Raw genomic sequence first — 22,318 nt, forward strand, 5'->3', positions numbered from 1 at the left:
TCACACCCGTCACGGCCAACCAGCACGTTTCACCAAGATCGTGTTACGAGCTCTAAGCGGGTTATCCGGCCTCTACGCTGCGTCGGATCAGATCGGCCGCGCGGTCGAGATGCTCGCGGGAAGCTATGCGCACCTCGACGACATCGCCCTGCAGCCCGAGGCTGCCGAGCCCTCGCAGGTCCCGGGTGAATCCGTCACACAGATCAACGGTGTCCGGATCGAGGCGCAGATTCACCACGAGCAGCCTGTTCCTCGGCTGGACGCGCACCGTGGCGACGTTCTTGATCCGTCTGTACGAGAAGTAGTGCACCTGCGACTCCATCTGCACGGCTTGGTTCGACAGCAGCAGCTTGTCGAGATCTCCGTACAGTTCGCGAAGGTCCTGTGGTGACGCGTCGAGATGCTGCTGGACCGACTTCTGTGCTGCGGAACCCGCGCGGGCCGGCGACGATGTCTTGCCGCGCGCCGTGGTCCGGATGCCCCCAGTCGCGGTGACGAGTTGCAGCGCGACGGAGTCGTCGAAGACCCGGTACGCCATGAGGTCAATCCGGTGCGGGATCATCTCCACCGCCACCGTCTCGTTGTAGGTGAAGGCGCCGGCGATGCACACGATCCGCGGGGCGCCCCAGTCGATTTCTTCGGCGGCCTTCTCGCCGAGCCGGGCGTGGACCAGGCTTTCGAACTCGTGGTGGTGATCCTGGAGCCAGCACAGGTACGAGAGCCCCTGGACGACGACCGCCTCGTCGCGGGTCCGCTTGTATTCGACGATGACCGGCGCGCCGTTCTCGTCTAGACCGAGCGAGTCGATCCGACCTCCGTGGCGCCCTGTTCGGTACTCAGTGGCCAGGAAGCGAATACCGAGCATGGCCTCCATGTTGGCTTGAATCAGCCGCTGCAGCTCGACCTCCAAGCCTACGGCTTCACCTGGGATCTCCGTGGCATCCCGGCCCCTGATCTTGAAGACCTTCAGGTTACTCATGAGCCCTCCCCGCGATGTCACCGATCCTTGTTGATGAGTAATCCAGGTCAGGAAGCAGCTATTCCGGACGCTGAGGTTGCTTGCCTACCGCGCCGCACGACGGGGCCGTCGAACGGGGCGAACCGATCGACGGAGTAACAAGCGCCTACCACAGAAGAGGTGACATTGACACCGGCTTTCACAGGGAGGCGCTGTGGAAGAGCATTCAGCAGACGCTGACGACGTAGGGGACGGCTCTACCGAAACACCCGACCGCCGCGCCTTGGGCGTTGAGCCGCAGGTACACGGCGGAAACAATCCCGCCGCCAGTCACGTCGAACATCAGAGCGATTTACGTTCGGTGTGGTGGTGGAACCACGCGCCGACTCCTCCAGGAGTGATTCTGGGAATCCTGAGTCACACCAGCCTCCTGTCGTATAACCTGTGCGACCAGCCTGGCGGAAGAGTGACCCAGGAACATTGAGGGATGTGGATTCAGTGCACATTAAGTCTTTTCGAGTGCAGAACTTTCGTCGCCTCAAGGACGTGCGGGTAGACCTGGATCAGCAGACGACGATTTTCGTCGGGGCGAATAACAGCGGAAAAACTTCCGCGACTCATGTATTTCAGCGTTTCCTTGACCCTAGGGTCCACTTTCAAATTTACGACTTCACGGCAGACTGCTGGGAAGCATTCAATAAATTCGACCCTGCTACCGACGATGAGGAGAAGGACTTACCGAAGATCTGCTTCGACCTCTGGTTCCATGTGGATGATGAGAACATTCACCGAGTTCTAGATTTGTTGCCCGGTCTAGATTGGAGTGGGGAACCGGTAGGCCTTCGCATGGTCTATGCTCCAAAAAGCCCTGAGGTGATGCTGTCGAATTATCAGCAAGCGCGCGGTGAGAGAAGATACCCTGAGCAGACAGCCGACGCCTCATACAAGCCTTGGCCCCAGGATCTCACCGATTACCTACGCAAGAGGCTTACTAGCGAGTACGAAACGAAGTACTACGTACTCGATGCCCGAGAATGCGATGAAGACCTTGTACCCAAGCAAGGCTACGAACCATTCTACGTGGGATCAAGTTCCTCTGGTGCCAGTGCGATGGTCAGCGCGCTCATCAAGGTGGATTTCCTCAATGCGCAGAGGCATCTCACTGACGCAGAATCTCACGGCCGAGCCGAAGACCTATCTCGTAGACTTGGTAGGTACTATCAACGCAATCTTGAGAAGTTCGAGACAGATCTCGAGGCACTGAGCGCGATTGCTAATTCCGAGTCTGCCCTGAACGAGCATTTTGCTCAGGCATTCGGCTCTATTCTGGGCAGCATTGAACATCTTGGGTACCCAGGAGCGAGTAATGCTGGGCTGGTCGTAAAGGCCTCGTTCAATGTGCAGAGTATGTTGAGTACAAGCGCTCGTGTGCACTACGTACTTCCTGCTGCGCACGGATCCTCTCCTGCTGAATCATCCCAGGTGTTGCCAGACCAGTACAACGGTCTTGGGTTCAAAAATCTGATTTACATGGCTGTTGAGATTCTTGATTTCCATCATGCCTGGGAAGACGTAGAGGGCGAGCGTCCTCCGGTGCACCTAGTCATGATCGAGGAACCAGAAGCTCACCTTCACGCACAGCTCCAGCAGGTTTTCATCCGCAGGGTATTTGAGTTACTGCCTGAGGCCAAGCCCGGGTTCTGCACGCAGATGGTTGTGACTACACATTCGTCGCATATTCTGTATGAAAGTAACTTCCATCCGATCCGTTACTTCTGCCGGGATAGGAAAGAAGGTGCGCTGCACCGCAGCGAGGTGAAGAATCTGTCTGTCTTCTACAACGGAGAAGAAAAGGCAACGCGTGAGTTTCTGCAGCAGTATTTAAAACTCACTCACTGTGACCTCTTCTTCGCCGACGCGGCAATTCTCGTAGAGGGAAATGTTGAGCGACTGCTCCTACCGCTGATTATTGAGCGTCACTTCCCGGACCTTCAGGCAAGCCATCTCACTATTCTTGAAGTGGGAGGTGCATTTGCCCATAAGTTTCAGGAGTTGCTGAACTTCCTGGAAATTACGACGCTAGCCATTACTGATCTAGATAGCGTTGAGGCAGCACCGGGTGAGGCAGCCCAGAAAGATTCTGGACGGAGTTCGGCGTGCAAGACTACGGTTCCCGAATGTGTCACCTCAAACGAATCCTTGAAGTATTGGTTCCCGAAGTTGGCCACGATCGACGATTTCTTGGAGCTTCCATACGCTGAAAGAGTTGCCAAAGGCAAGGGAGGGAAAACAAATATTCGAGTCGCCTTCCAAGACCGACGGCCAGTCGTATGGGGCACTGAATCAACCCAACTAGCAGGGCGCACACTTGAGGAAGCCTTCGCTCTTGAGAATCTGGCGTGGACTCAGAAGCAGTCGAGAAAGATCCTCGGCCTCTATATTCAAAAGTCCGAGCAGATGAAGCTTGGTGAACTTCACGATGCAATCTTCACACGTGTGAGAAACCTCGAAAAAACGAGGTTTGCTCTGGGGGTTATGGCAGAGCAAGATAAAACGTGGACAGCTCCGCATTACATCATGGACGGGCTGCGTTGGCTTCGGGACCGTCTTATTCCCGTCCCGTCCTTCGGCCCTTCTGCTGCCTCCCTTACGGTCGAGGATCCTGAGTGAGCTCCAGACTTGCTGCGCCGGATACGTCAGCCGATATTAATTTGCGCGGGCTCTTGGATGGGAGGGAACTCGGTTGCTTTGTCATGGTCGCCGGCGCCGGTTCGGGTAAGACAACCTCGCTTGTCAAGGCGCTAGATCACGTGATTCAGACGCATGGAGCACGTCTGCGAAATCGAACCCAGCAGGTAGCCTGCATTACCTACACGGAAGTGGCAGCAAAAGAAATTCATTCAGACGTAGGAAACAGCCCCCTGGTTGCGGTTTCTACCATCCATAGCTTTCTCTGGTCACTCATTAGACCATTCCAAAAAGACATCGCCAAGTGGGTTCGTAGACGTATAGAGAAAGCGATCGCCGAGATTGAGGCGAAGCAGGCTAATTATTCCTCAAGGACGCGAGACGGAACGAAAAATAAAGATGCGTCCGACTTGGGCAAGCTCAATTCTCAACTTGTTCTTATTGAGCAAGTAGGACGCTACGGCTACGGCACCGGGAGCGATTATGGCAAGGGGGTCCTTGGCCATGAGGATGTAATTACCATGGTTCCCGAACTAATCCTCGCCAGTGATCTGCTAAGCAGAATCATTGCCAGAAAGCACCCCTACATCTTCGTCGATGAGAGTCAAGACACTTTCCCCAACGTTGTCGAGGCGCTCAAGCACATTGGTGCTCAGTCTCCCGGCGCCGTGTGTCTTGGTTTTTTTGGCGATCCTATGCAGCAGATCTATCAACGGGGTGTGGGGCCAGTAATCCCCGAAGAGGGATGGTCCCAGATCGAGAAGCCGGAGAACTTTCGCAGCTCAGAGCAAGTCCTCCGCGTGATTAATCAGGTGCGATCTGAGGCCGATGGCGTGACTCAAGTGCCCGGACGACGCGTTGAAGACCGATCGGCTGGGGAGTGCTTTGTATTTGTCCTGCCTGCCGATGGCCAACGGAGTGAGCGTCTGGAGCGGGTACGCGTATGGCTTGGACGAAACAGTAATGCTGGCAGTTGGTCCGCGGATTCAGTGGACAATGGCGAGGGTGCAAAAATCCTCATGATTGTCCACAGAATGGTCGCGAAGCGCATGGGATTCGCGCACCTCTACTCGGCGTTCCATGACGGGGGATCTAAGAGTTTGAAAGAAGCGTTTGAAGAGGGCACCTCTTGGGCGCTACGACCGTTCGAAGAAGTGATCCTTCCCATCTGTGCGACTGCTGCCGTTGACTCGCCCTCTGTGATTTCTGTTATTCGCAAGCGCGGCGGGTTGCTTAATTCGGAATTGCCCGACTTGGACGTTAAAAGAAGTCTGGCTTCTGCGCGAAATGCCGTCAAAAAGCTTCGTGAAACTGTGTCGATGGGTGGCTCCGGATCCGTAGGTGACGCGCTGAGGGCGGCAGTCGATTCTGGACTTGTAACTCCGGATCCGCGACTCTCTGCATACTTGGAACCAGACGGTGAACATGCAGGAATCATACTTTCTGACCAGGTAAAGGAGACTCTCGACGCCTTTGTGGCGTGTGACGTGGGTGAACTGGATCCGTACTTCAAGTACATTCAGCAACAGTCTCCATACTCCACGCAACACGGAACCAAGGGCTCAGAATTCTCCAAGGTGATCGTGGTGCTGGATGACGAAGAAGGCGCATACAGTCTCTATTCCTACGAAAAGTTGTTCGGAATTAGAGAGCTCTCGGATACCGATAGGAGGAACTTGGCCAACGGTAAGGACTCGGTTTTGGAGCGAACGCGGCGCCTTCTATACGTCTGTGTGTCGCGCGCAGTCGGCTCGCTCGCCATTGTCATTTTTGCAGCCGATGTGGCAGCGGCTAAGGAGGCAGTTGAGGAGTCAAATATCGTGTCGCCAGAGAAGATGCTGACTGTCGCTGACCTGAACTAAGAGTCCGTAGTGCGACCTTTTGATCTCAGGCTCTGCACCACTGACACACGGCCGCCTACTCGCTCGTAATACTTGGACTGTGGACAGTCGCAAGGGCACCGCCACACTTGAGTGGTGGGACAATCGATCGACGTGTCTGGGCAGCCTTCGTGTGCGGTTGGGGTCCATGCCGTCGGAGACAATTGGACGTGCGAGGCAACTCTCGAACTGCCCTGGTCTCAGAGGACAGGGAGAGCTTCGACTTCTTGATACAGCGCGATCCGCACTTCACCCTTTGCCCTGCGCTTTGATGACGCGAGCGCGCTGTTGGTCGATGTCGTTGAAGCAGGAGTTGAGGAACCGCCTATCCTCCCCACAGCCGAGCAGGCCCTGTTCTCCTGATCCTGCAGCTTGATCCGCTGGCGCGCTTCCCGTGGTTTTGTGTTGTCCTGGCTAGTCGTTCCAGAGTTTGTCCCTTCTTCGGTGTCCGTGCGCCGCATCCATTTCTGCAGCGTCATCGCGTGGACTCCGGAGGTGGCCGGCGCCTGCTCGATCGTCACGCCCGGGCCGTGGGTCCTCACGACCCGCACGACGTCCTGACGGAACTCTTCCGGATAGGGCTTGGGCACAGCTGCATGCTTCCTAGTCGCCCTACAGGGCGCGCCAGTTCAGATGTCACCCGAGCGTGCCGTGCAGCAGACTCGTTCTCTCCTACCTCAGACGGGGGAGCCCTGGTGAGGCGTTGGACGCATCGAGTGGCGTCGAACGCCACAGACCACAGCTTCACGAATGCCCGCCGAAAGCACCACCGGGGAGGCAGAGTGCCGCACAGTGTTGGAGCAGATGCTCGCCTCGCCAACTTTTCGACTGGTACGCCCTCTTGCCCCCGCTACTTGCCCCTTGCACTCTTTGAAACGGGTACTTCGCGATCCGTGACTGGGGGAGGACGGATGACGGGACAGCCCGGCGACCACTTACGGACACCACCACCCGCATGGGACCTGCTGCAAGACAAGATTCTCGTGCACACCCGGACTGGCAACGGAGTTCGCGCCGATCTCGCGCAAATGGGGCAGACCCATGACGGGCTCACCTTGTGCGGAACGGACGCCATCCAGACGGCCAGATCGTTCCATGGCCACAATCCTGGCGAACTGTTGCAACTCGTCGACCCCGCAGCCTATGAGGAATACGCCACGTGCGAGGAGCCCTTCAGACCTGACCTCATCCGCCAGTCGGGGCAGCTGTCATTCCTCGACGACGAAGACGGCAGCAGCCTGCAGGGCCTTCTCGACGTGCAACTCGGCAACGGCGTCGCAGCAGCGCTTACGCCCACCCGCTACATCAAGGCAGGCAAGCGCGCCATCATCACTGCCGCCGTGGATGCCGCCGGCGAACTGGAAGCCGAACGGACCATCCTCACCGTCCCGCTTGATCACGGATGGTTGCGCAGCGACGACGACGTCGACTGGCTGAGCGGAGAACTCGGCCGATTGCCCCACATCAAAGCCATTACCTTGGGTTCCATCTACAACCCACTCAAACTCAAAGGAATGGCCACTGCACTGAGCAGACTGATCGGCGGCCTAGAACGGGCTGCTCTGATCCGCACTGACCTGGCCGGGCTCGACGCCTACGCACGCGGCGCTGTTTTCGCCTCCATCGGCATGCAGACGCCGCTCCGCCACGTCCGCACCCCAGGCGCCCCGCCGCCCAAGAATCGGACGCACCGGGCTGTCACCACGACCGTGCTGCACCCACAGCTCCTCCGCTACTTCAACGCCGACACCCTGGAGATCCTCTACGGCGACACTGACCCACCGAGGTGCGAATGCAGCGAATGCCAAGGCGCATCCCTCACGCGCTTCCAGCATGAGAACCGCGCTCACCAAGAAGCAGCCAACCGGCACAACATCGCCACCTGGCTGCCCTGGGCCCAGGAACTCCAGCGCGCGGCGCCAGGACAAGCCCGGCTCGCCGCCTGGCAAGAAATCTGCTGGAACGCTGTCGAAGCACACCGGAGACTCCGCGAAAAACTCTCCGCACCCGGCGAACTGGAAGTACCCCAGTGGCTCAGCGAGTGGATTCAGGAACCCGGTCAGGACCTGCCAGCTCACTGAACACCTGCTCCGCCAGCAGCCAGCCCGCCGCGGTATGCCGCGGCTGTGGCAGCCCGCGAGGCGCCACCAGCAAATCTGGCGCCTCGTCGGCTCGGCCTCGTACTACACCGATGCCGTACACCGCTGCCTCCATCACCAGCAGTTCCACATCCTTCGCAGACCCGTTCAGCCACACCGACGTGGCCGCGTAGGCGCCGAACCGGCCCGCCCGCCGCAAACAGCTCATCGTCGGCCGCAGTGACCGCACTACCGCTGCGTCCACACGCAGCGGCCGAACTGCTTGACGTACCAGCGTCCCGTCCCGCCACTGCACCGCTCCAGCCGGACATTGCCGCAACAGCTTCCGCTCGAGCGGAGACAACGACGACGCGGGCACCGGCAATCCGGCGGGCAACTGCATCAACCCGTCGAGGACAGCGATGTCCAAAAGCGGTGCCATACCTTCACGCTGTCGACGTTCCACCTCGGCCGTGTTCAACCGGACGGCCAGCACCGTCTGCACGCCACGCGCCCGGACCTCCACCACCGACGAATCCGTCGACAGCGAGCCACCAGCCGCCACCTCACAGACTCGACGAGCAACATCAAGGTCCAACTTCGACGACATCACACACGTCCCCCAAGAACGACAGCACACGGCACGCAATCACAGGAACGCCCACCCGCAAAGCAGAAGGAGCGAACAAGCCTCACACGCAACGGAAACGTGGCAGGACCCGAAGCCCCGCCCCAACGTGATCAGACGGCCGCTCTCGTCATCCGCCCGCCCGCACTTTGACCAGCCGACGCTGAGTCGGAGATCGCGTTCCGCGGTGGTGGACTTTGACTACCCCTCGCCACTGCCGTTGGCGGAACAGTGCGGCATGTACATGTAGGCGGATGTCTGATGTGGAGGGACTGGTGAAAGACCCTTGCGGGCCTGTGTCGGTGGGCACAGACGTGATCGAGTGAGTGTGATGAGCCGCGCCAGGCGGCCACGCCGCCGCTGTGGTCCTCCGTATGCGGGGCGAACTCGTGAGCATCCTGGTTCAGGGGACGGGGAACAGCTGCGGAGCCGCCATGAAGAATCCCTGCGCGGCGGCTCCGCAGCCAGTTGTGGGAACCGTGCAACCGGCTCCTCAAGTCAGCATCGTTCCCCCGAAGGAGGTTGCTCCTCAGCGCTTGGGCCGCCGCGCGTCGAGGCGGGGGCTCAGTTCTGGCTGCAGAAGCACGAGCTCAGAAGGCTGGGTCGGGGGAGAGCTCGCACGCCGAACTAGACCTGACGAGGTGTCACGAAAGTCAGCATTGGGTCAGCATCAGTCCGACTAAAGCTGGCTACAGCTGACGAAACTTGCGACTCGCAAGTGCGGGCCTGGGCGTCGCAAAAGGCATTTGCGATCGTGTTGAAGGGAACGCTGGCGGGTCAACGTTGCTGTTCGCCGATCCATGCTTTGGTCACGGCGAGAACAGTCCGTTCAGTGCACCCGACCTCGGGGTTTAAGCGGCACAGGCGGCAACTCAGGCGCGTCCAGCCGCCCCCCGTCGTACCCCTTCACATCCCCAAATCGCGACCCACTCATCCAGTCCTCCCGGGCCTGAGTGATATCGTCCTGCGACCTGCCGATGAAGTTCCACCACATCACCAGTTCCTCCTCGAAAGGCTCCCCGCCCAGCAGCATGAGGCCCGCGTCCGACGTCGCCCGGACCGGGAGTTCGGTGCGGCCGCAGCCTAGGTAGAGCATCGAGCCGGGCCGGAGCGGGACGTCGTCGACGTGGGAGTCGCCGGACATCGAGAGGACCGCGTACTCGAAGTCGGGGTCCAGGGGGACGCGGACGTCGGCACCTGCGGTCAGGGTCAGGTCCGCGCCGACGAGCGGGGTGTATGTGGTGCCGGGGGACGTCGCCCCGTCGAGCGTGCCCAGGACGACCGTGGCGGTCAGGCCGGGGGCGGTCACGCGGGGCAGCTCGGCGTGGTGCTCGAAGTGGGGGTCCGTGTGGCGGTGGGCGTCGGGGAGGGCCACCCAGAGCTGGGCGCCGTGCAGGAGGCGGGCGTGCCGGCGGGGGCTCTCCTCGGAGTGCGAGATCGCGCGGCCCGACGTCATCAGGCCCAGCTCGCGGGGGCGGATCGTCTGCAGGCCGCCGGTCGAATCGCGGTGCAGGACCTCGCCGTCGTGCAGCCAGCTCACGGTCTGCAGGCCCATGTGCGGGTGCGGCGGCACCTGCATGCCCGGCTCGTCCGCGATGTCGTCGGGGCCGTAGTGGTCGACGAACGCCCAGGCCCCGACCATCCGCCGGCCCAGGTTCGGCAGCAGTCTGCGTACCTCCGTGGAAGCGCCGAGCCGGACGTGGCGCGGGCTGAGGAGTTCACGGACCGGTTCGGCGACGACGAAGCCACGCCCGCCGCACACCGAGGGAACGGCCTCGCGGTCAAGATTGCTCATGCCCGACAACCTAGACCCGCCACGGCGGCCCGTCAGGCCCGTACGGGGAAGTCGCCGCGCCCGTGCGGCGAAGTCGCCCCGTCGGTCGGCGCGCGGCTGGGCGCGTCCGCCGCCCGTACGGGTCACCCCAGCGCGCCACCCGTCGCCCTTGCCACTGGAATGGACGAGTGCCCCTCGTGACCGCGGTGCCCGACACCCTGCCGCCGGACGACTGCCTCGCCCGCAACGACTGGATCTGCGGCGCGTATCTGAGCACGCGCCGGCACATCCTCGTCGACGCCGTCGTGCAGCATCTGCAGATCACCCTCCTCGCCGTCGCGATCGCCCTCGTCATCGCCGTGCCGCTGGCCGTCGTCGCGCGCCGCTGGGGCTGGGCCGCCGGGCCCGTGCTCGCCCTGACGACCGTGCTCTACACGATTCCGTCGCTGGCCATGTTCTCGCTGCTGCTGCCCGCCTACGGGCTCTCCGCCACGCTCGTCGTCGCCGGTCTCGTGCTGTACTCGCTGACCCTGCTCGTGCGGAACATCCTCGCCGGGCTGCGCGCCGTGCCCGAAGAGACCCGGCAGGCCGCCCGCGGCATGGGCTACGGGCCGATCCGGCTGCTGCTCACCGTCGAACTGCCCCTCGCCCTGCCCGCCGCCATGGCCGGACTGCGCATCGCGACCGTGTCGGCCGTGTCGCTGGTGACCGTCGGCGCCATCGTCGGCCACGGGGGCCTGGGGAACCTGATCTACGCGGGCATGAACACGTACTTCAAGGCGCAGGTGCTGACCGCCTCCGTGCTCTGCGTCGTCATCGCCATCGCCGCTGATCTGGCGCTCCTCGGCGTGGGCCGACTCCTCACCCCCTGGACGAGAGCGAGCCGCGCGTGAAGACCCTCACCGACGCCTGGCACTGGCTGGCCGACGCCGCGCACTGGTCCGGCGACGACGGCATCTGGCACCGGCTCACCCAGCACCTGGTGCTCACGATCGTCTGCCTGGTCCTCAGCTGCCTGATCGCCCTGCCCGTCGCCCTGGTGCTCGGGCATCTGGGCAAGGGCGGGGCGCTCGCCGTCAACATCTCCAACGCAGGGCGTGCCGTGCCCACCTTCGCCGTCCTCGTGCTGCTGCTCCTCACCCCTCTCGGGCAGTACGGCGAAGGACCCACCGTCGTCGCCCTCGTCCTGTTCGCCGTGCCGCCGCTGCTCACCAACGCGTACGTGGGCATGCGCGGCGTCGACCGGGAGGTCGTCCGGGCCGCGCGGGGCATGGGCATGACCGGGCGGCAGATGCTGCTGCGGGTGGAGGCCCCGCTCGCCCTGCCGATGATCATGAACGGGGTGCGGATCGCCGCCGTGCAGCTCGTCGCCACCGCCACCATCGCCGCGCTCGCGGGCGGCGGCGGGCTCGGGCGCATCATCACCGCAGGGTTCAACCTCGCCAGCACCCCCCAGGTCGTCGCGGGCGCCGTACTCGTCGCCGTGTTCGCCCTCGTCGTCGAGGGGCTCTTCGAGATCGTCGAGCGGCTCGCGCCGTCCCGGGCGCGGGGGAGGGTCGGGTGAGCGGGACGGTGCGCAGGTTCGTGGCGTCGCTGGGGCTCGGGCTGCTCGTCGCCGGGTGTGCCACCGGGCCCTCCCTGGAGAACCAGGGCGAGGTGACCGCGCCGCCCGGCGACAGCAAGCACCTCGTCATCGGCTCCGCCGGGTTCACCGAGAGCGACCTGCTCGCCACCATGTACTCGCTGCTCCTGAAGAACGCCGGCTACGGCACCGAGATCCTGTCCGTCGCCAACCGGGAACTGTACGAACCCGCCATGGAATCCGGGCAGATCGACGTCGTCCCGGAGTACGCGGCCACCTTCGCCGACTGGCTGAACGCCAAGACCAACGGGGCCGACGCCGCGCCCGTCGGCTCACCCGACCTCGCCGCCACCATGAAGTCCCTGCGGTCCCTGGCCCGCCCCCGCGGCCTGGACGTCCTCGACCCCGGCAGGGCCGTCGACCAGAACGCCTTCGCCGTCGCCGAGTCCTACGCCGCTCAGCACCGTCTGAAGACGCTCAGCGATCTCGGCGCCGCCGGGTTGAAGGTGCGGCTCGCCGCGGGTGACGAGTGCGTCCAACGCCCTTACTGCGAACCGGGGTTGAAGAAGGTCTACGGGATCGGCATCACCGGTGTCGACCCGAAGGGCGTCGGCACCACCCAGTCCAAGAAGGCCGTGCAGAGCGGGCAGGACCAGATGGTGCTGACCACGAGCACCGACGCGACACTCTCCGACTTCGGGCTGGTCCTGCTCACCGACGACAAGAAACTGCAGAACGCCGACTACATCGTGCCCGTCGTGAACCGGGCGCGGGCCGGCAGCGAGAAGGTCGCCCAAGCCCTCGGCGCCCTCAACTCCGTACTCACGACCAAGGATCTGGCCTCCATGAACCAGCAGGTCGACAGCTGGCGGAGACTGCCGGAGGACGTCGCCAAGACCTACCTGGAGGACAAAGGGTTGCTGAAGTAGGCCGGTACGGGAGGGTGTGCGGGGGCCGCGACGCGGGAACGTGAAACGCCCGCCCCTCGGTGAACCCTCCGAACAGGATCGCCCATGGAATCAGCTGTCGTCGTCGGCGCCGGCGTGCTCGGTGCCTGCGTCAGCTATCACCTGGCCCGCGCGGGCGTCCGGGTCGTCGTCGTGGAGGAGGAGGCGCGGCCCGCGGCCGGCACCTCCGGCGCCACGTTCTCCGCGGACGTGACCCACCTGAAGACCCCGTACGCGTACTACCGCCTGAACCGGCAGGGCTCCGATGAGCATCGCTTCCTGTCCGAGGCGCTCGGCGGTCCCGCGTGGCGCCACCCCGCGCCCCTCCTGCAGTGGGCCGACGGCGACGCGGCGCAACAGGCGCTGCGCGAGCGGGCCCTGCGAGCCCAGGGCTGGGGCCAGGACTGCCGCCTCGCCCCGCCGTCCGTGCTGCGCGAACTGGCACCGGCCGTGGACCCCGCCGCCTGTGGTGCGGACGAGGTCGTGGTCCACGGAAGCGCCTGCTGGTTCGACGCGCCGCGCTTCGTGCACACCCTGCTCGACGCCGCTGTGCGGCACGGCGCCGAGACGCGCCTCGGGGTCGCCGTCACCGGCCTGACGCGGGTGGCAGGGCGGATCACCGGGGTGGTGGCGGGCGACCGTTCCTTCAGTGCCGATGCCGTCGTGAACTGCGCGGGTCCCGGGGCCGATCGCGTCGCGGGGTTCGCCGGGGTGCGGTTGCCGATGCGGCGGGTCCCGGGGCTCGTGACCGAGAGCGACGCGCTTGCGGGAGCCCCGCTCACCGCGATCGTCGCCGCCCCGGACATCGATCTGCGGCCCACGCCCGGCGGCGGGGTGCTGGCTCTGTCCTGGGACGTCGACGCGCGGCTCGACGGCGCCGTCCAGCCGCGCGTCGACGGGCTTCCGCGGGAACTGCACCGGCGCGCCGGAACCGTCCTGCCGGGCCTCGCGCGGGCCCGGATCGAGGACGCCCGGATCGGCGTGCGGCCCGTACCGCACGACGGACTGCCACTGGTGGGCGAGGTGCCCGGGGCGCCCGGTCTGTACCACCTCGTCTCGCACAGCGCGGTCACCCTGGCCCCGGTCCTCGGCCGGCTCGCCGCGCAGGAGATCACCACCGGACGGCCCGCCACGGAACTCACCGCGTACCGGCCGGACCGGGCCGTACCCGGCGACGTACACGACGAGAATCTGCGTGCGATGAACCGCCGACGCCCGCAGCCTCAACGTGAACCTTAGGGTGAGACTCCCGGGGAGCGGAGGGCGCCTCAGGCGTCGGCGACCGAGTCGAACTCCACCTCGTCGCGCCCGATTCCCTGCGCGTCCGCGTCGACCGAGCGGCGCAGCGCCTCGTGCAGTTTGGCCGGGGTGAGGACGCCGAGGAAGCGCGAGCCGTCGAGGACCGCCACCCACCCCGCGTCGTGCTGGAGCATCACGCCGAACGCCTGCTTGAGCGGCGCGCCGACCGGTACCCACGCGTTCATCCGGTGCGCGAGATCGCGCACCCGCCCGTCGGGCCCGGCCTGCGTGGCCTCCTCGACACCCACCCAGCCGTGCAGATCGCCCCCCTCGTCCAGGACCACGGCCCACCGCGCGCCCTCGCCCCGCATTCGCGCAACGGCCTGCGCCGTGGACTCGTCGAGGCGGGCCACCGCGGGCTGCTCCAGGTCATGCGGTTCGATCTCGGTGACCGACAGACGCTTGAGCCCGCGGTCCGCGCCGACGAACTCGGCGACGTACGGCGTCGCGGGCGTACCGAGGACCGCGCCCGGGGTGTCGTACTGCTCGATGCGGCCCTGCCCGTACACCGCGATCCGGTCGCCCAGCCGGACCGCCTCCTCGATGTCGTGCGTGACCAGCAGGACCGTCTTGCGCACCGCCGCCTGCATGCGCAGGAACTCGTCCTGCAACTGCTCGCGCACCACCGGGTCGACGGCACCGAACGGCTCGTCCATCAGCAGCACCGGCGGGTCCGCGGCGAGCGCCCGGGCCACGCCCACGCGCTGGCGCTGGCCGCCCGAGAGCTGCTCCGGATAGCGGCTGCCGAACGTCTTCGGGTCCAGGCCCACCAGATCGAGCAGTTCGGCGGCGCGCGCCCGCGCCTTCGCCTTCTTCCAGCCGATCAGCGCGGGCACGGTCGCCGTGTTGTCGAGGACCGTGCGGTGCGGGAAGAGGCCGACCTGCTGGATGACGTAGCCGATGCGGCGGCGCAGCCTGACCGGGTCGAGTGTGGCGATGTCCTCGCCGTCGACGTGGATACGGCCGGACGTCGGCTCGATGAGCCGGTTGACCATCATCATCGTGGTGGTCTTGCCGCAGCCGGACGGGCCGACGAGCGTGACCAGTTCGCCCTCGGCGACCTCGAAGGAGAGGCCGTCGACCGCCGTCGTGCCGTCCGCGTACCGCTTGGTGACCTGATCGAACCGGATCATGGACTTACGCTAACCGCGCCCGTTACTCCGCGCTCACCAGAATCACCTCGAGAGTGCGCGGTCCGTGCACGCCCTCGACCCGGTCGAGCTCGATGTCGCTGGTCGCGGACGGGCCCGAGATCCAGGTGAGCGGGCGGGTCGGGTCGAGGCGTTCGAGGGCCTGCGGGACGGAGGAGACGACCTGGTCGGGGACGCGCACCACGACGATGTGGTGGTCGGGGACGAGGGTGATGCGGCGGCGGCCCTGGTCGGGGGAGCCGTCGAGCACGATCGTGCCCGTTTCGGCGGCCGCCACGGCGCAGCCCGTGACGACGCTGTCGACTCCGTCGAGTTCGGCGGGCGTGTTGGCGGCCTCGTCATGGATGCGGGTCGCGTCCGTCCCGGCCAGCCAGTCCTCGGGCAGCTCCGGGGGGACGACCACTGTCCGCGAGCCGTGCTCGGCCAGCAGGCGCGTGATCGTCCGCCCCAGTTCCGCGCGCGTGCTGCGATGCACGATGGCCCGGTAGTCGGCGAGGTTCTCCGCGAGCAGTTCGACCGTCCGCTCGGTCGTGCGGGAGCCGTGCTCGCGCAGATAGCCCCGGGTGATGCCCTCTTCGTACTTCTCGTACGTCGTCGGGGCCCCGGCCGGGTCGCCGAGTGCGCGGCGCACCCGGCCCAGGATCACGTCCCTGCTGCTCACTTGTTCCCGTCCTTTCCACCGTTCGTGCGCTGCCACCAGTCGCGGAAGGGTTCCGCGGGTACCTTCAGCAGGTCCCGGGTCGCGGTCCAGGCCTTCCCGGGGCCGGGCACCGTGCGCGGGTGGAAGCGGCGGGTGCGGGAGGCCAGGCGCTGGCCGGTGCCGAGTGCGGCCGGATGGGTGAACGCCCAGCGGGCCGCGCGCATCGCGGCCCGTTCCGCCGCGTGCCCCTTCGCCGGTTTGAGCGTCACCTTCGCGCCGTTCCGGGTCGCCTCGCCGCCCTGGACGACCCGTTCCCTCAGATGCACCAGCACCTCGGGGATGTCGATGGCGACCGGGCACACCTCGTAGCAGGCTCCGCAGAGCGAGGAGGCGTACGGGAGTGAGGCGTCGATCTCGCTTGCGGTGCCCCGGAGTTGGGGGCTGAGGATGGCGCCGATCGGGCCGGGGTAGACCGAGCCGTAGGCGTGGCCGCCGGCCCGCTCGTAGACCGGGCAGACGTTCAGGCACGCCGAGCAGCGGATGCAGCGCAGGGCCTGGCGGCCGACCTCGTCGGCGAGGGTGTCGGTGCGGCCGTTGTCGAGCAGGACCAGGTGGAAGGTCCGGGGGCCGTCGGAGTCGGTGGTGCCGGTCCAGGTCGAGGTGTACGGGTTCATGCGCTCCGCCGTCGAGGAGCGCGGCAGCGTCTGGAGGAAGACCTCCAGGTCGCGCCAGGTCGGCACGATCTTCTCGATGCCGACGACCGAGATCAGCGTCTCGGGCAGGGTCAGGCACATCCGGCCGTTGCCCTCGGACTCGACGACGACCAGGGTGCCGGTCTCGGCGACCATGAAGTTGGCGCCGGAGATGCCGACCTTGGCGCGCAGGAACTTCTCGCGCAGATGCAGCCGGGCCGCCTCGGCCAGTTCGGCCGGGGTGTCGGTCAGCCCTTCGGGCGCCGGGCGGCCCCAATGACCCATCTCCTGCTCGAAGATGGCGCGGATCTCACCGCGGTTGCGGTGGATCGCCGGGACCAGGATGTGCGAGGGGCGGTCCTTGCCGAGCTGCACGATGAGCTCGGCGAGGTCGGTCTCGTAGGCGGCGATCCCGGCCGCTTCGAGCGCCTCGTTCAGCCCGATCTCCTGCGTGGCCATCGACTTGACCTTGACGACCTCCGACTCGCCCGTCTCCTGCACGAGCCGGGTCACGATCCGGTTGGCCTCAGCCGCGTCGGCGGCCCAGTGCACGGTGCCGCCCGCCGCCGTCACCGACTCCTCCAACTGGACCAGATAGTGATCGAGATGGCGGAGCGTGTGGTCCTTGATCTCCTTGCCCGCCTCGCGCAGCTCCGCCCAGTCGTCGAGCTCGGCCACCGCGCGGGCCCGCTTGTCGCGGATGGTGTGGGTGGCGTGCTTCAGGTTGGCGCGCAGGGTGGTGTTGCGTACGGCGTCGTGCGCGGCCTTCGGGAAGGCGGGCATGCCGAGATACGTGCCGCTCATGACAGGGGCTCCTCTTCGGTGCTCGCCAGGATCTCCGCGATGTGGACCGGCCGCAACGCCGTGTGCAGCCGGCTCATCGTGCCGCCGATGTGCATCAGGCACGAGTTGTCGGCGGCGCACAGCACGTCCGCGCCCGTCGACTCGGCGTTGCGCACCTTGTCCGTGCCCATCGCCGCCGAGACATCGGAGTTCTTCACCGCGAACGTGCCGCCGAAGCCGCAGCACTCGGCCGCGCCCGGCAGCTCCACCAGCTCAAGTCCCTCGACCGCCCGCAGGAGTTGAGTGGGACGGTCACCGAGGCCGAGGGAGCGCAGGCCGTGACAGGTCGGGTGGTACGTCACCTTGTGCGGGTAGTAGGCGCCGACGTCCGTGACGTTGAGGACGTCCACCAGGAACTCCGTCAGTTCGTACGTCCTGGGGACCACCGGTGCGAGTGTCGTGGCGAGGCCGTCGCCGCGGCCCTCGGCCCGCGCCCGCTCGCCCATCCGCGGGTACAGCTCGCGCACCATCGCCGCGCACGAGCCGGACGGCGTGATGATCGCGTCGTACTCACCCGAACCGATGCCCGGCCCGAAGACATCGGAGAAGTGGCGGGCGAGAGGTTCGGCCTCGTGCCGGTAGCCGGTGTTGTAGTGGGCCTGCCCGCAACAGGTCTGGGCGGCCGGGAAATCCACTTCCACGCCCAGTCTGGTCAGGAGTTTCACCACGGCACGGCCCGTGTCCGGGTAGAGCGTGTCGTTGACACACGTCAGGAAGAGCGCGACACGCATCGTGGCCCCTTCGGCTCAGTTGTTTCGGCTCGGTCATCGGATGGGTGCAGGGTACGTCGTGAAGGGTTTCCGGTCACGGGCCGGCGACACGGGCCTCGGCCGCCGCCCACTCGGCCCTGTCGCCGCGCGGCGCGTAGCGCGTCAGCGGCTGGGTGTCGGCGACCAGCCGGCGCATCGCCGCCCGGTCGCCGAGGAGGCCGTCGGCGCGCGCCTGGACGAGGACGTTGCCGAGTGCGGCGGCCTCCGCGGGGCCCGCCACCACCGGCAGCCCGCAGGCGTCGGCGGTCAGCTGGCACAGCAGGGCGTTGCGGGCGCCGCCGCCGACGATGTGCACGACGTCGACCGGGCGGTCGGCCAGCCGGGCCGCCTCCGCGACGGCCCTGCGGTGGGCGAGCGCGAGTGAGTCGAGGATGCAGCGGGTCAGTTCGGCGCGGGTGCGGGGCTCGGGCTGGCCGGTGGCGCGGCAGGCGGCGGCGATCCGGTCCGGCATACCGCCGGGGGCGAGGAACGCGGCGTCGCCCGCGTCGACGACCGAGCGAAGGCCTGGCGCCCGCGCGGCCGCGTCGAGCAGCTCCGTCAAGTCCGTTCCGCCCCAGGCGCGTTGGCACTCCTGGAGCAGCCACAGGCCCATGATGTTGCGCAGGTAGCGGACGGTGCCGTCGATGCCGAGCTCGTTCGTGAAGTTCGCGGCACGGCTCTCCTCCGTCAGGACGGGAGCGTCGAGTTCGAGACCCGCGAGGGACCAGGTGCCGGTGCAGATGTACGCGAAGTTCCCGCCCCCGGTGGCCGGGACCGCGGCGACGGCCGACGCGGTGTCGTGCGAGGCCACGGTCGTCACCGGGACGGGTCCGGTGAGGCCGGTCTCGTCCAGGACGTGGGGGAGCAGCTCGCCGGCCCGGTCGCCGGGGCGGCGCAGTGGGGCGAAGAGGTTCAGGTCGATGCCCGTGCGGGCCGCGAGGTCGTGCGCCCAGTCGCCCGTGCGCGGGTCGATCAGCTGGGTGGTCGAGGCGTTCGTCAGCTCGGTGCCCTGCTGTCCCGTGAGCCAGTACGTGAGGAGGTCCGGGATGAGCAACACGCGGCTCGCTGTGCGGAGTTGCGCCGTGTCGCGGGCCGCGGTGAGTTGGTAGAGGGTGTTGAACGGGGCGTATTGGAGGCCGGTCGTGGCGTACAGCTCCGGCGGGGGCACGCTTGCCCAGACCTTCTCCGCCGTGTGCTCCGTGCGGGTGTCCCGGTAGTGGAGCGGGTTGCCGAGGAGGGCGCCGTCCGCGTCGAGGAGGCCGTAGTCGACGGCCCAGCTGTCGATGCCGAGGGAACGGATCTGGCCTGCCCTGCGGAGGCCTTCCAGGGTGCCTGCGTAGAGGCTGAGGATGTCCCAGTGGAGGTGGCCTCCGACGCGGACCGGTCTGTTCTGGAAACGGTGCGCTTCGTTCAGGGTGAGGGAGTGCGGGGTGACCTGGGCCGTGATGACTCGGCCGCTCGATGCGCCCAGGTCTATCGCGGCGTAGGGGGTGGTGGGCATGGGGGTCGCCTTTGCGCCGTTGCGGGTTGGTGGATCGTTGGCGGGTGCCGGTGCCGGTGCCGGTGCCGGTGCCGGTGCCGGTGCGGCTGCCGGTGCGGGTGCGTCGTGGTTGCTTGCGCAGTTCCCCGCGCCCCTGGCGGGGTGCTGGGCGGCCGGTGCTTCCGTGGTGGGGCTGTGTGGATGCTGTCGCGCGGCCCGCCGTGGAGCGTAGGGGCGTGGTTGGCGCCTGCGGGTGCGTCGTGGTTGCTCGCGCAGTTCCCCGCGCCCCTGGCGCTCGGCGCTTCCGCGGTGGGGTCGGACGGACGCGGTCGGCGTCCTCGGAAACAGTCCCGCGACCCGCGGCGAGCGGAGCCGCGTATCGACGCGGCCCCGCGGTCCGCGGTGGGCGGAGCCGCATGTGGAGATGGCTCCGCCCCCTCCCGCGGTCAGCGCAAGAACGCCGCCGCGACTCCCGCGTCCACCGGCACGTGCAATCCCGTGGTGTGGGTCAAGTCGCCGCCCGTCAGGGCGAACACCGCGTTGGCGACGTGTTCCGGGAGGACCTCGCGCTTGAGCAGGGTGCGCTGGGCGTAGAACTCGCCCAGCTTCTCCTCCTCGATGCCGTACGTCGCCGCGCGTTGCGCGCCCCAGCCGCCCGCGAAGATGCCGGAGCCGCGTACGACACCGTCCGGGTTGACGCCGTTGACGCGGATGCCGTCGGCGCCCAACTCTGCTGCGAGCAGCCGCACTTGGTGGGCCTGGTCGGCCTTGGTGGCCGAGTAGGCGACGTTGTTGGGGCCGGCGAACACGGCGTTCTTGGAGGCGATGTAGACGATGTCGCCGCCCATGCCCTGCTGCCGCATGACGCGGGCCGCCTCGCGGGAGACGAGGAAGGAGCCGCGGGCCATGATGTTGTGCTGGAGGTCCCAGTCCTTGGCCGTCGTCTCCAGCAGCGGCTTGGAGATGGAGATGCCGGCGTTGTTGACGACCAGGTCGATCCCGCCGAAGGCGAGCGCGGCGGCGCGGAACGCCTCGGCGATCTGCTCCTCCGACGTGACGTCCACCTCGACCGCGACGGCCTTGTCCGGGCCGCCCAGTTCCGCCGCGACCGCGGCCGCGCCCTCGGCGTTGAGGTCGGCGACGACGACACACGCGCCCTCGGCGGAGAGCCGGTGCGCGATGGCCTTGCCGATGCCGCTGCCCGCACCCGTCACGAGCGCCACACGCGTGGCGAGCGCCTTCGGCTTCGGCATCCGCTGGAGCTTGGCCTCTTCGAGGGACCAGTACTCGATACGGAACTTCTCGGACTCCTCGATGGGCGCGTACGTGGAGACCGCCTCGGCGCCCCGCATCACGTTGATCGCGTTGAGATAGAACTCGCCCGCCACGCGCGCCGTCTGCTTGTCCTTGCCGAAGCTGAACATGCCGACGCCCGGGACGAGCACGATCGCCGGGTCCGCGCCGCGCATCGCGGGGGACTCGGGGGTGGCGTGCCGCGCGTAGTAGGCGGCGTACTCCTCGCGGTACTCGGCGTGCAGCTCCTTCAACCGGGCCACGACGGTGTCGAGTTCGGCCGAAGGCGGCAGGTCGAGTACGAGGGGGCGCACCTTGGTGCGCAGGAAGTGGTCGGGGCAGGAGGTGCCGAGCGCGGCGAGCCGCGGGTGCTCGGCGCTCGCCAGGAAGTCGAGAACGGTCTCCGAGTCGTCGAAGTGCCCGACCTGGGGGCGGTCGCCGGACGCCAACCCACGGACCACCGGGGCGAGTTCGGCGGCACGCGCCCGGCGCTCGGCCGCGCCCAGGGCCGCGTAGCCCTCGATGACCGGACCGAACGGCTCGGGCTTGCCGCGCTCGGCGAGGAACGTCTCCGCGGTGCGGATGATGAACAGCGAGTTCGCCTCGCACTCCTCGGCGGTGTCGCCCCACGCGGTGATCCCGTGTCCGCCGAGGATGCAGCCGATCGCCTCGGGGTGCGCGGCCTTGAGGGCCGCGATGTCCAGGCCGAGCTGGAAGCCGGGGCGCCGCCACGGCACCCAGGCCACCTTCTCGCCGAAGCACTCGGCGGTCAGCTTCTCACCGTCGGCGGCGCAGGCCAGGGCGATGCCGGAGTCGGGGTGCAGGTGGTCGACGTGGGCGGCGTCCACCAGGCCGTGCATGGCGGTGTCGATGGACGGCGCGGCGCCGCCCTTGCCGTGCAGGCAGTAATCGAACGCGGCGACCATCTCGTCCTCGCGCTCCACCCCCGGGTACACGTCGGTGAGCGCCCGCAGGCGGTCCAGGCGCAGCGCGGCGAGGCCGCCCGCGGTGAGGGTGCCCAGGTCGCCGCCGGACCCCTTGACCCACATCAACTCGACGTCCGTACCCGTCACCGGGTCCGTGTCGGTGCCCTTGGCGGAGGTGTTGCCGCCGGCGTAGTTGGTGTTGCGGGGGTCGGCGCCCAGGCGGTTCGAGCGCTCCAGGAGCGCGGCGACTTCGGGAGGGGTGGCGGAGGCCATTGCGGGTTCCTTCGAGAGTGGGGTGAGCGGGTGGAGCGGGCGGGAAGAGGGTGCGGGCTCGTCTTCAGCTGCGGGCGGGGCGGTGAAGCGGTGACGTTCCTGGCCGTGGTCGGCAGGAGTGAGTGACGCGCCGCCCGGTCGCGGGCGGCGGGAGTGACGCGGTCACGCCCAGTCGCGGGCGGGAGAACGACACGGCCACGCGCCCTCGGTCGCAGGGGGCTGCGGTGACGCCCCTGACCGTGGGCGGAGAGGTGCTGTGGTCACGCCCCTGGCCGTGGCGGGCAGGAGTGTGTCGGCACGTCCTCCAGCCGCGGGCGGTAGGAGTGACGCGGTCACACTCCCCGCCGCGGTCGGCAGGAGTGACCCGGTCACACCCCCAGCCGCGGTCGGCAGGAGTGACCCGGTCACACCCCCAGCCGCGGTCGGCAGGAGTGTAC

The 22,318-nt window shown here is 66.8% G+C and carries 17 protein-coding genes; 7 read left to right on the forward strand and 10 right to left on the reverse strand.

The genetic code is table 11. The features are described from left to right. Positions 1-61: 61 nt before the first annotated feature. Complete coding sequence (locus tag AB0J02_RS41220; RefSeq protein WP_363199063.1) at positions 62-910, reverse strand: transporter; 849 nt, start codon at positions 908-910, stop codon at positions 62-64. Positions 911-1,456: 546 nt separating this feature from the next. Between AB0J02_RS41220 and AB0J02_RS41225 the strand changes: the two genes are divergently transcribed. Together AB0J02_RS41225 and AB0J02_RS41230 are read left to right on the forward strand one after the other, a co-directional pair. Further along, positions 1,457-3,628: an ATP-dependent endonuclease gene (locus tag AB0J02_RS41225; RefSeq protein WP_363199085.1), complete on the forward strand. Its 2,172-nt coding sequence runs from the start codon at positions 1,457-1,459 to the stop codon at positions 3,626-3,628. Further along, positions 3,625-5,508, forward strand: coding sequence for a UvrD-helicase domain-containing protein (locus AB0J02_RS41230; protein ID WP_363199064.1), 1,884 nt, complete (start codon positions 3,625-3,627; stop codon positions 5,506-5,508). Before AB0J02_RS41225 ends, AB0J02_RS41230 begins: the two co-directional genes overlap by 4 nt. Positions 5,509-5,726: 218 nt before the next feature. On the opposite strand, the gene AB0J02_RS41235 is transcribed toward AB0J02_RS41230, so the two are convergent. Then, on the reverse strand, positions 5,727-6,116 hold the full coding sequence (locus AB0J02_RS41235) for a hypothetical protein (protein WP_363199065.1): 390 nt from the start codon (positions 6,114-6,116) through the stop codon (positions 5,727-5,729). 321 nt (positions 6,117-6,437) lie between these two features. Here AB0J02_RS41235 and AB0J02_RS41240 point away from each other — a divergent pair, with 321 nt between their 5' ends. Continuing rightward, positions 6,438-7,607, forward strand: coding sequence for a hypothetical protein (locus AB0J02_RS41240; protein ID WP_363199066.1), 1,170 nt, complete (start codon positions 6,438-6,440; stop codon positions 7,605-7,607). Here the strand turns inward: AB0J02_RS41240 and AB0J02_RS41245 are convergent. Beyond that, a complete protein-coding gene (locus AB0J02_RS41245) occupies positions 7,561-8,214 on the reverse strand; it encodes a hypothetical protein (RefSeq protein WP_363199067.1) in 654 nt (217 codons plus the stop codon). The genes AB0J02_RS41240 and AB0J02_RS41245 overlap by 47 nt on opposite strands. Before the next feature lie 847 nt (positions 8,215-9,061). Continuing rightward, complete coding sequence (locus AB0J02_RS41250; protein ID WP_363199068.1) at positions 9,062-10,027, reverse strand: pirin family protein; 966 nt, start codon at positions 10,025-10,027, stop codon at positions 9,062-9,064. A 176-nt stretch (positions 10,028-10,203) separates the two neighbouring features. Here AB0J02_RS41250 and AB0J02_RS41255 point away from each other — a divergent pair, with 176 nt between their 5' ends. The 4 genes from AB0J02_RS41255 (at position 10,204) to AB0J02_RS41270 (ending at position 13,774) form a co-directional block, all read left to right on the forward strand. Then, entirely contained in the window at positions 10,204-10,899 is a 696-nt protein-coding gene (locus AB0J02_RS41255; RefSeq protein WP_363199086.1) for an ABC transporter permease, read from the forward strand. Next, positions 10,896-11,570 carry an ABC transporter permease subunit gene (locus AB0J02_RS41260; RefSeq protein WP_363199069.1) on the forward strand — a complete coding sequence of 225 codons (675 nt, stop codon included), beginning with the start codon at positions 10,896-10,898 and terminating at the stop codon, positions 11,568-11,570. The genes AB0J02_RS41255 and AB0J02_RS41260 overlap by 4 nt, the downstream gene beginning before the upstream one ends. After that, positions 11,567-12,517, forward strand: coding sequence for an ABC transporter substrate-binding protein (locus AB0J02_RS41265; protein ID WP_363199070.1), 951 nt, complete (start codon positions 11,567-11,569; stop codon positions 12,515-12,517). The genes AB0J02_RS41260 and AB0J02_RS41265 overlap by 4 nt, the downstream gene beginning before the upstream one ends. An 84-nt stretch (positions 12,518-12,601) precedes the next feature. Beyond that, complete coding sequence (locus AB0J02_RS41270; RefSeq protein ID WP_363199071.1) at positions 12,602-13,774, forward strand: FAD-binding oxidoreductase; 1,173 nt, start codon at positions 12,602-12,604, stop codon at positions 13,772-13,774. Between the two features lie 29 nt (positions 13,775-13,803). On the opposite strand, the gene AB0J02_RS41275 is transcribed toward AB0J02_RS41270, so the two are convergent. The 6 genes from AB0J02_RS41275 to AB0J02_RS41300 all read right to left on the reverse strand — a co-directional run bounded on the left by AB0J02_RS41275 (position 13,804) and on the right by AB0J02_RS41300 (position 21,881). Further along, positions 13,804-14,967: a betaine/proline/choline family ABC transporter ATP-binding protein gene (locus AB0J02_RS41275; protein ID WP_363199072.1), complete on the reverse strand. Its 1,164-nt coding sequence runs from the start codon at positions 14,965-14,967 to the stop codon at positions 13,804-13,806. A gap of 22 nt (positions 14,968-14,989) precedes the next feature. Beyond that, positions 14,990-15,646, reverse strand: a complete 657-nt coding sequence (locus AB0J02_RS41280) for an LUD domain-containing protein (protein WP_363199073.1) — start codon at positions 15,644-15,646, stop codon at positions 14,990-14,992. Continuing rightward, the gene (locus AB0J02_RS41285) at positions 15,643-17,121 is read right to left on the reverse strand and encodes a LutB/LldF family L-lactate oxidation iron-sulfur protein (RefSeq protein ID WP_363199074.1); all 1,479 of its coding nucleotides are present in this window, start codon (positions 17,119-17,121) and stop codon (positions 15,643-15,645) included. Before AB0J02_RS41285 ends, AB0J02_RS41280 begins: the two co-directional genes overlap by 4 nt. Continuing rightward, positions 17,118-17,891 (reverse strand): (Fe-S)-binding protein, encoded by a 774-nt coding sequence (locus AB0J02_RS41290; protein ID WP_363199075.1) that lies wholly within the window; start codon positions 17,889-17,891, stop codon positions 17,118-17,120. The genes AB0J02_RS41285 and AB0J02_RS41290 overlap by 4 nt, the downstream gene beginning before the upstream one ends. 73 nt (positions 17,892-17,964) lie before the next feature. Then, on the reverse strand, positions 17,965-19,410 hold the full coding sequence (locus AB0J02_RS41295) for a rhamnulokinase family protein (protein WP_363199076.1): 1,446 nt from the start codon (positions 19,408-19,410) through the stop codon (positions 17,965-17,967). Between the two features lie 425 nt (positions 19,411-19,835). Then, positions 19,836-21,881: a bifunctional aldolase/short-chain dehydrogenase gene (locus tag AB0J02_RS41300; protein WP_363199077.1), complete on the reverse strand. Its 2,046-nt coding sequence runs from the start codon at positions 21,879-21,881 to the stop codon at positions 19,836-19,838. Positions 21,882-22,318 lie beyond the last annotated feature (437 nt).

It is taken from the genome of Streptomyces sp. NPDC050264 (assembly GCF_040655895.1).
Lineage (GTDB): Bacteria > Actinomycetota > Actinomycetes > Streptomycetales > Streptomycetaceae > Streptomyces.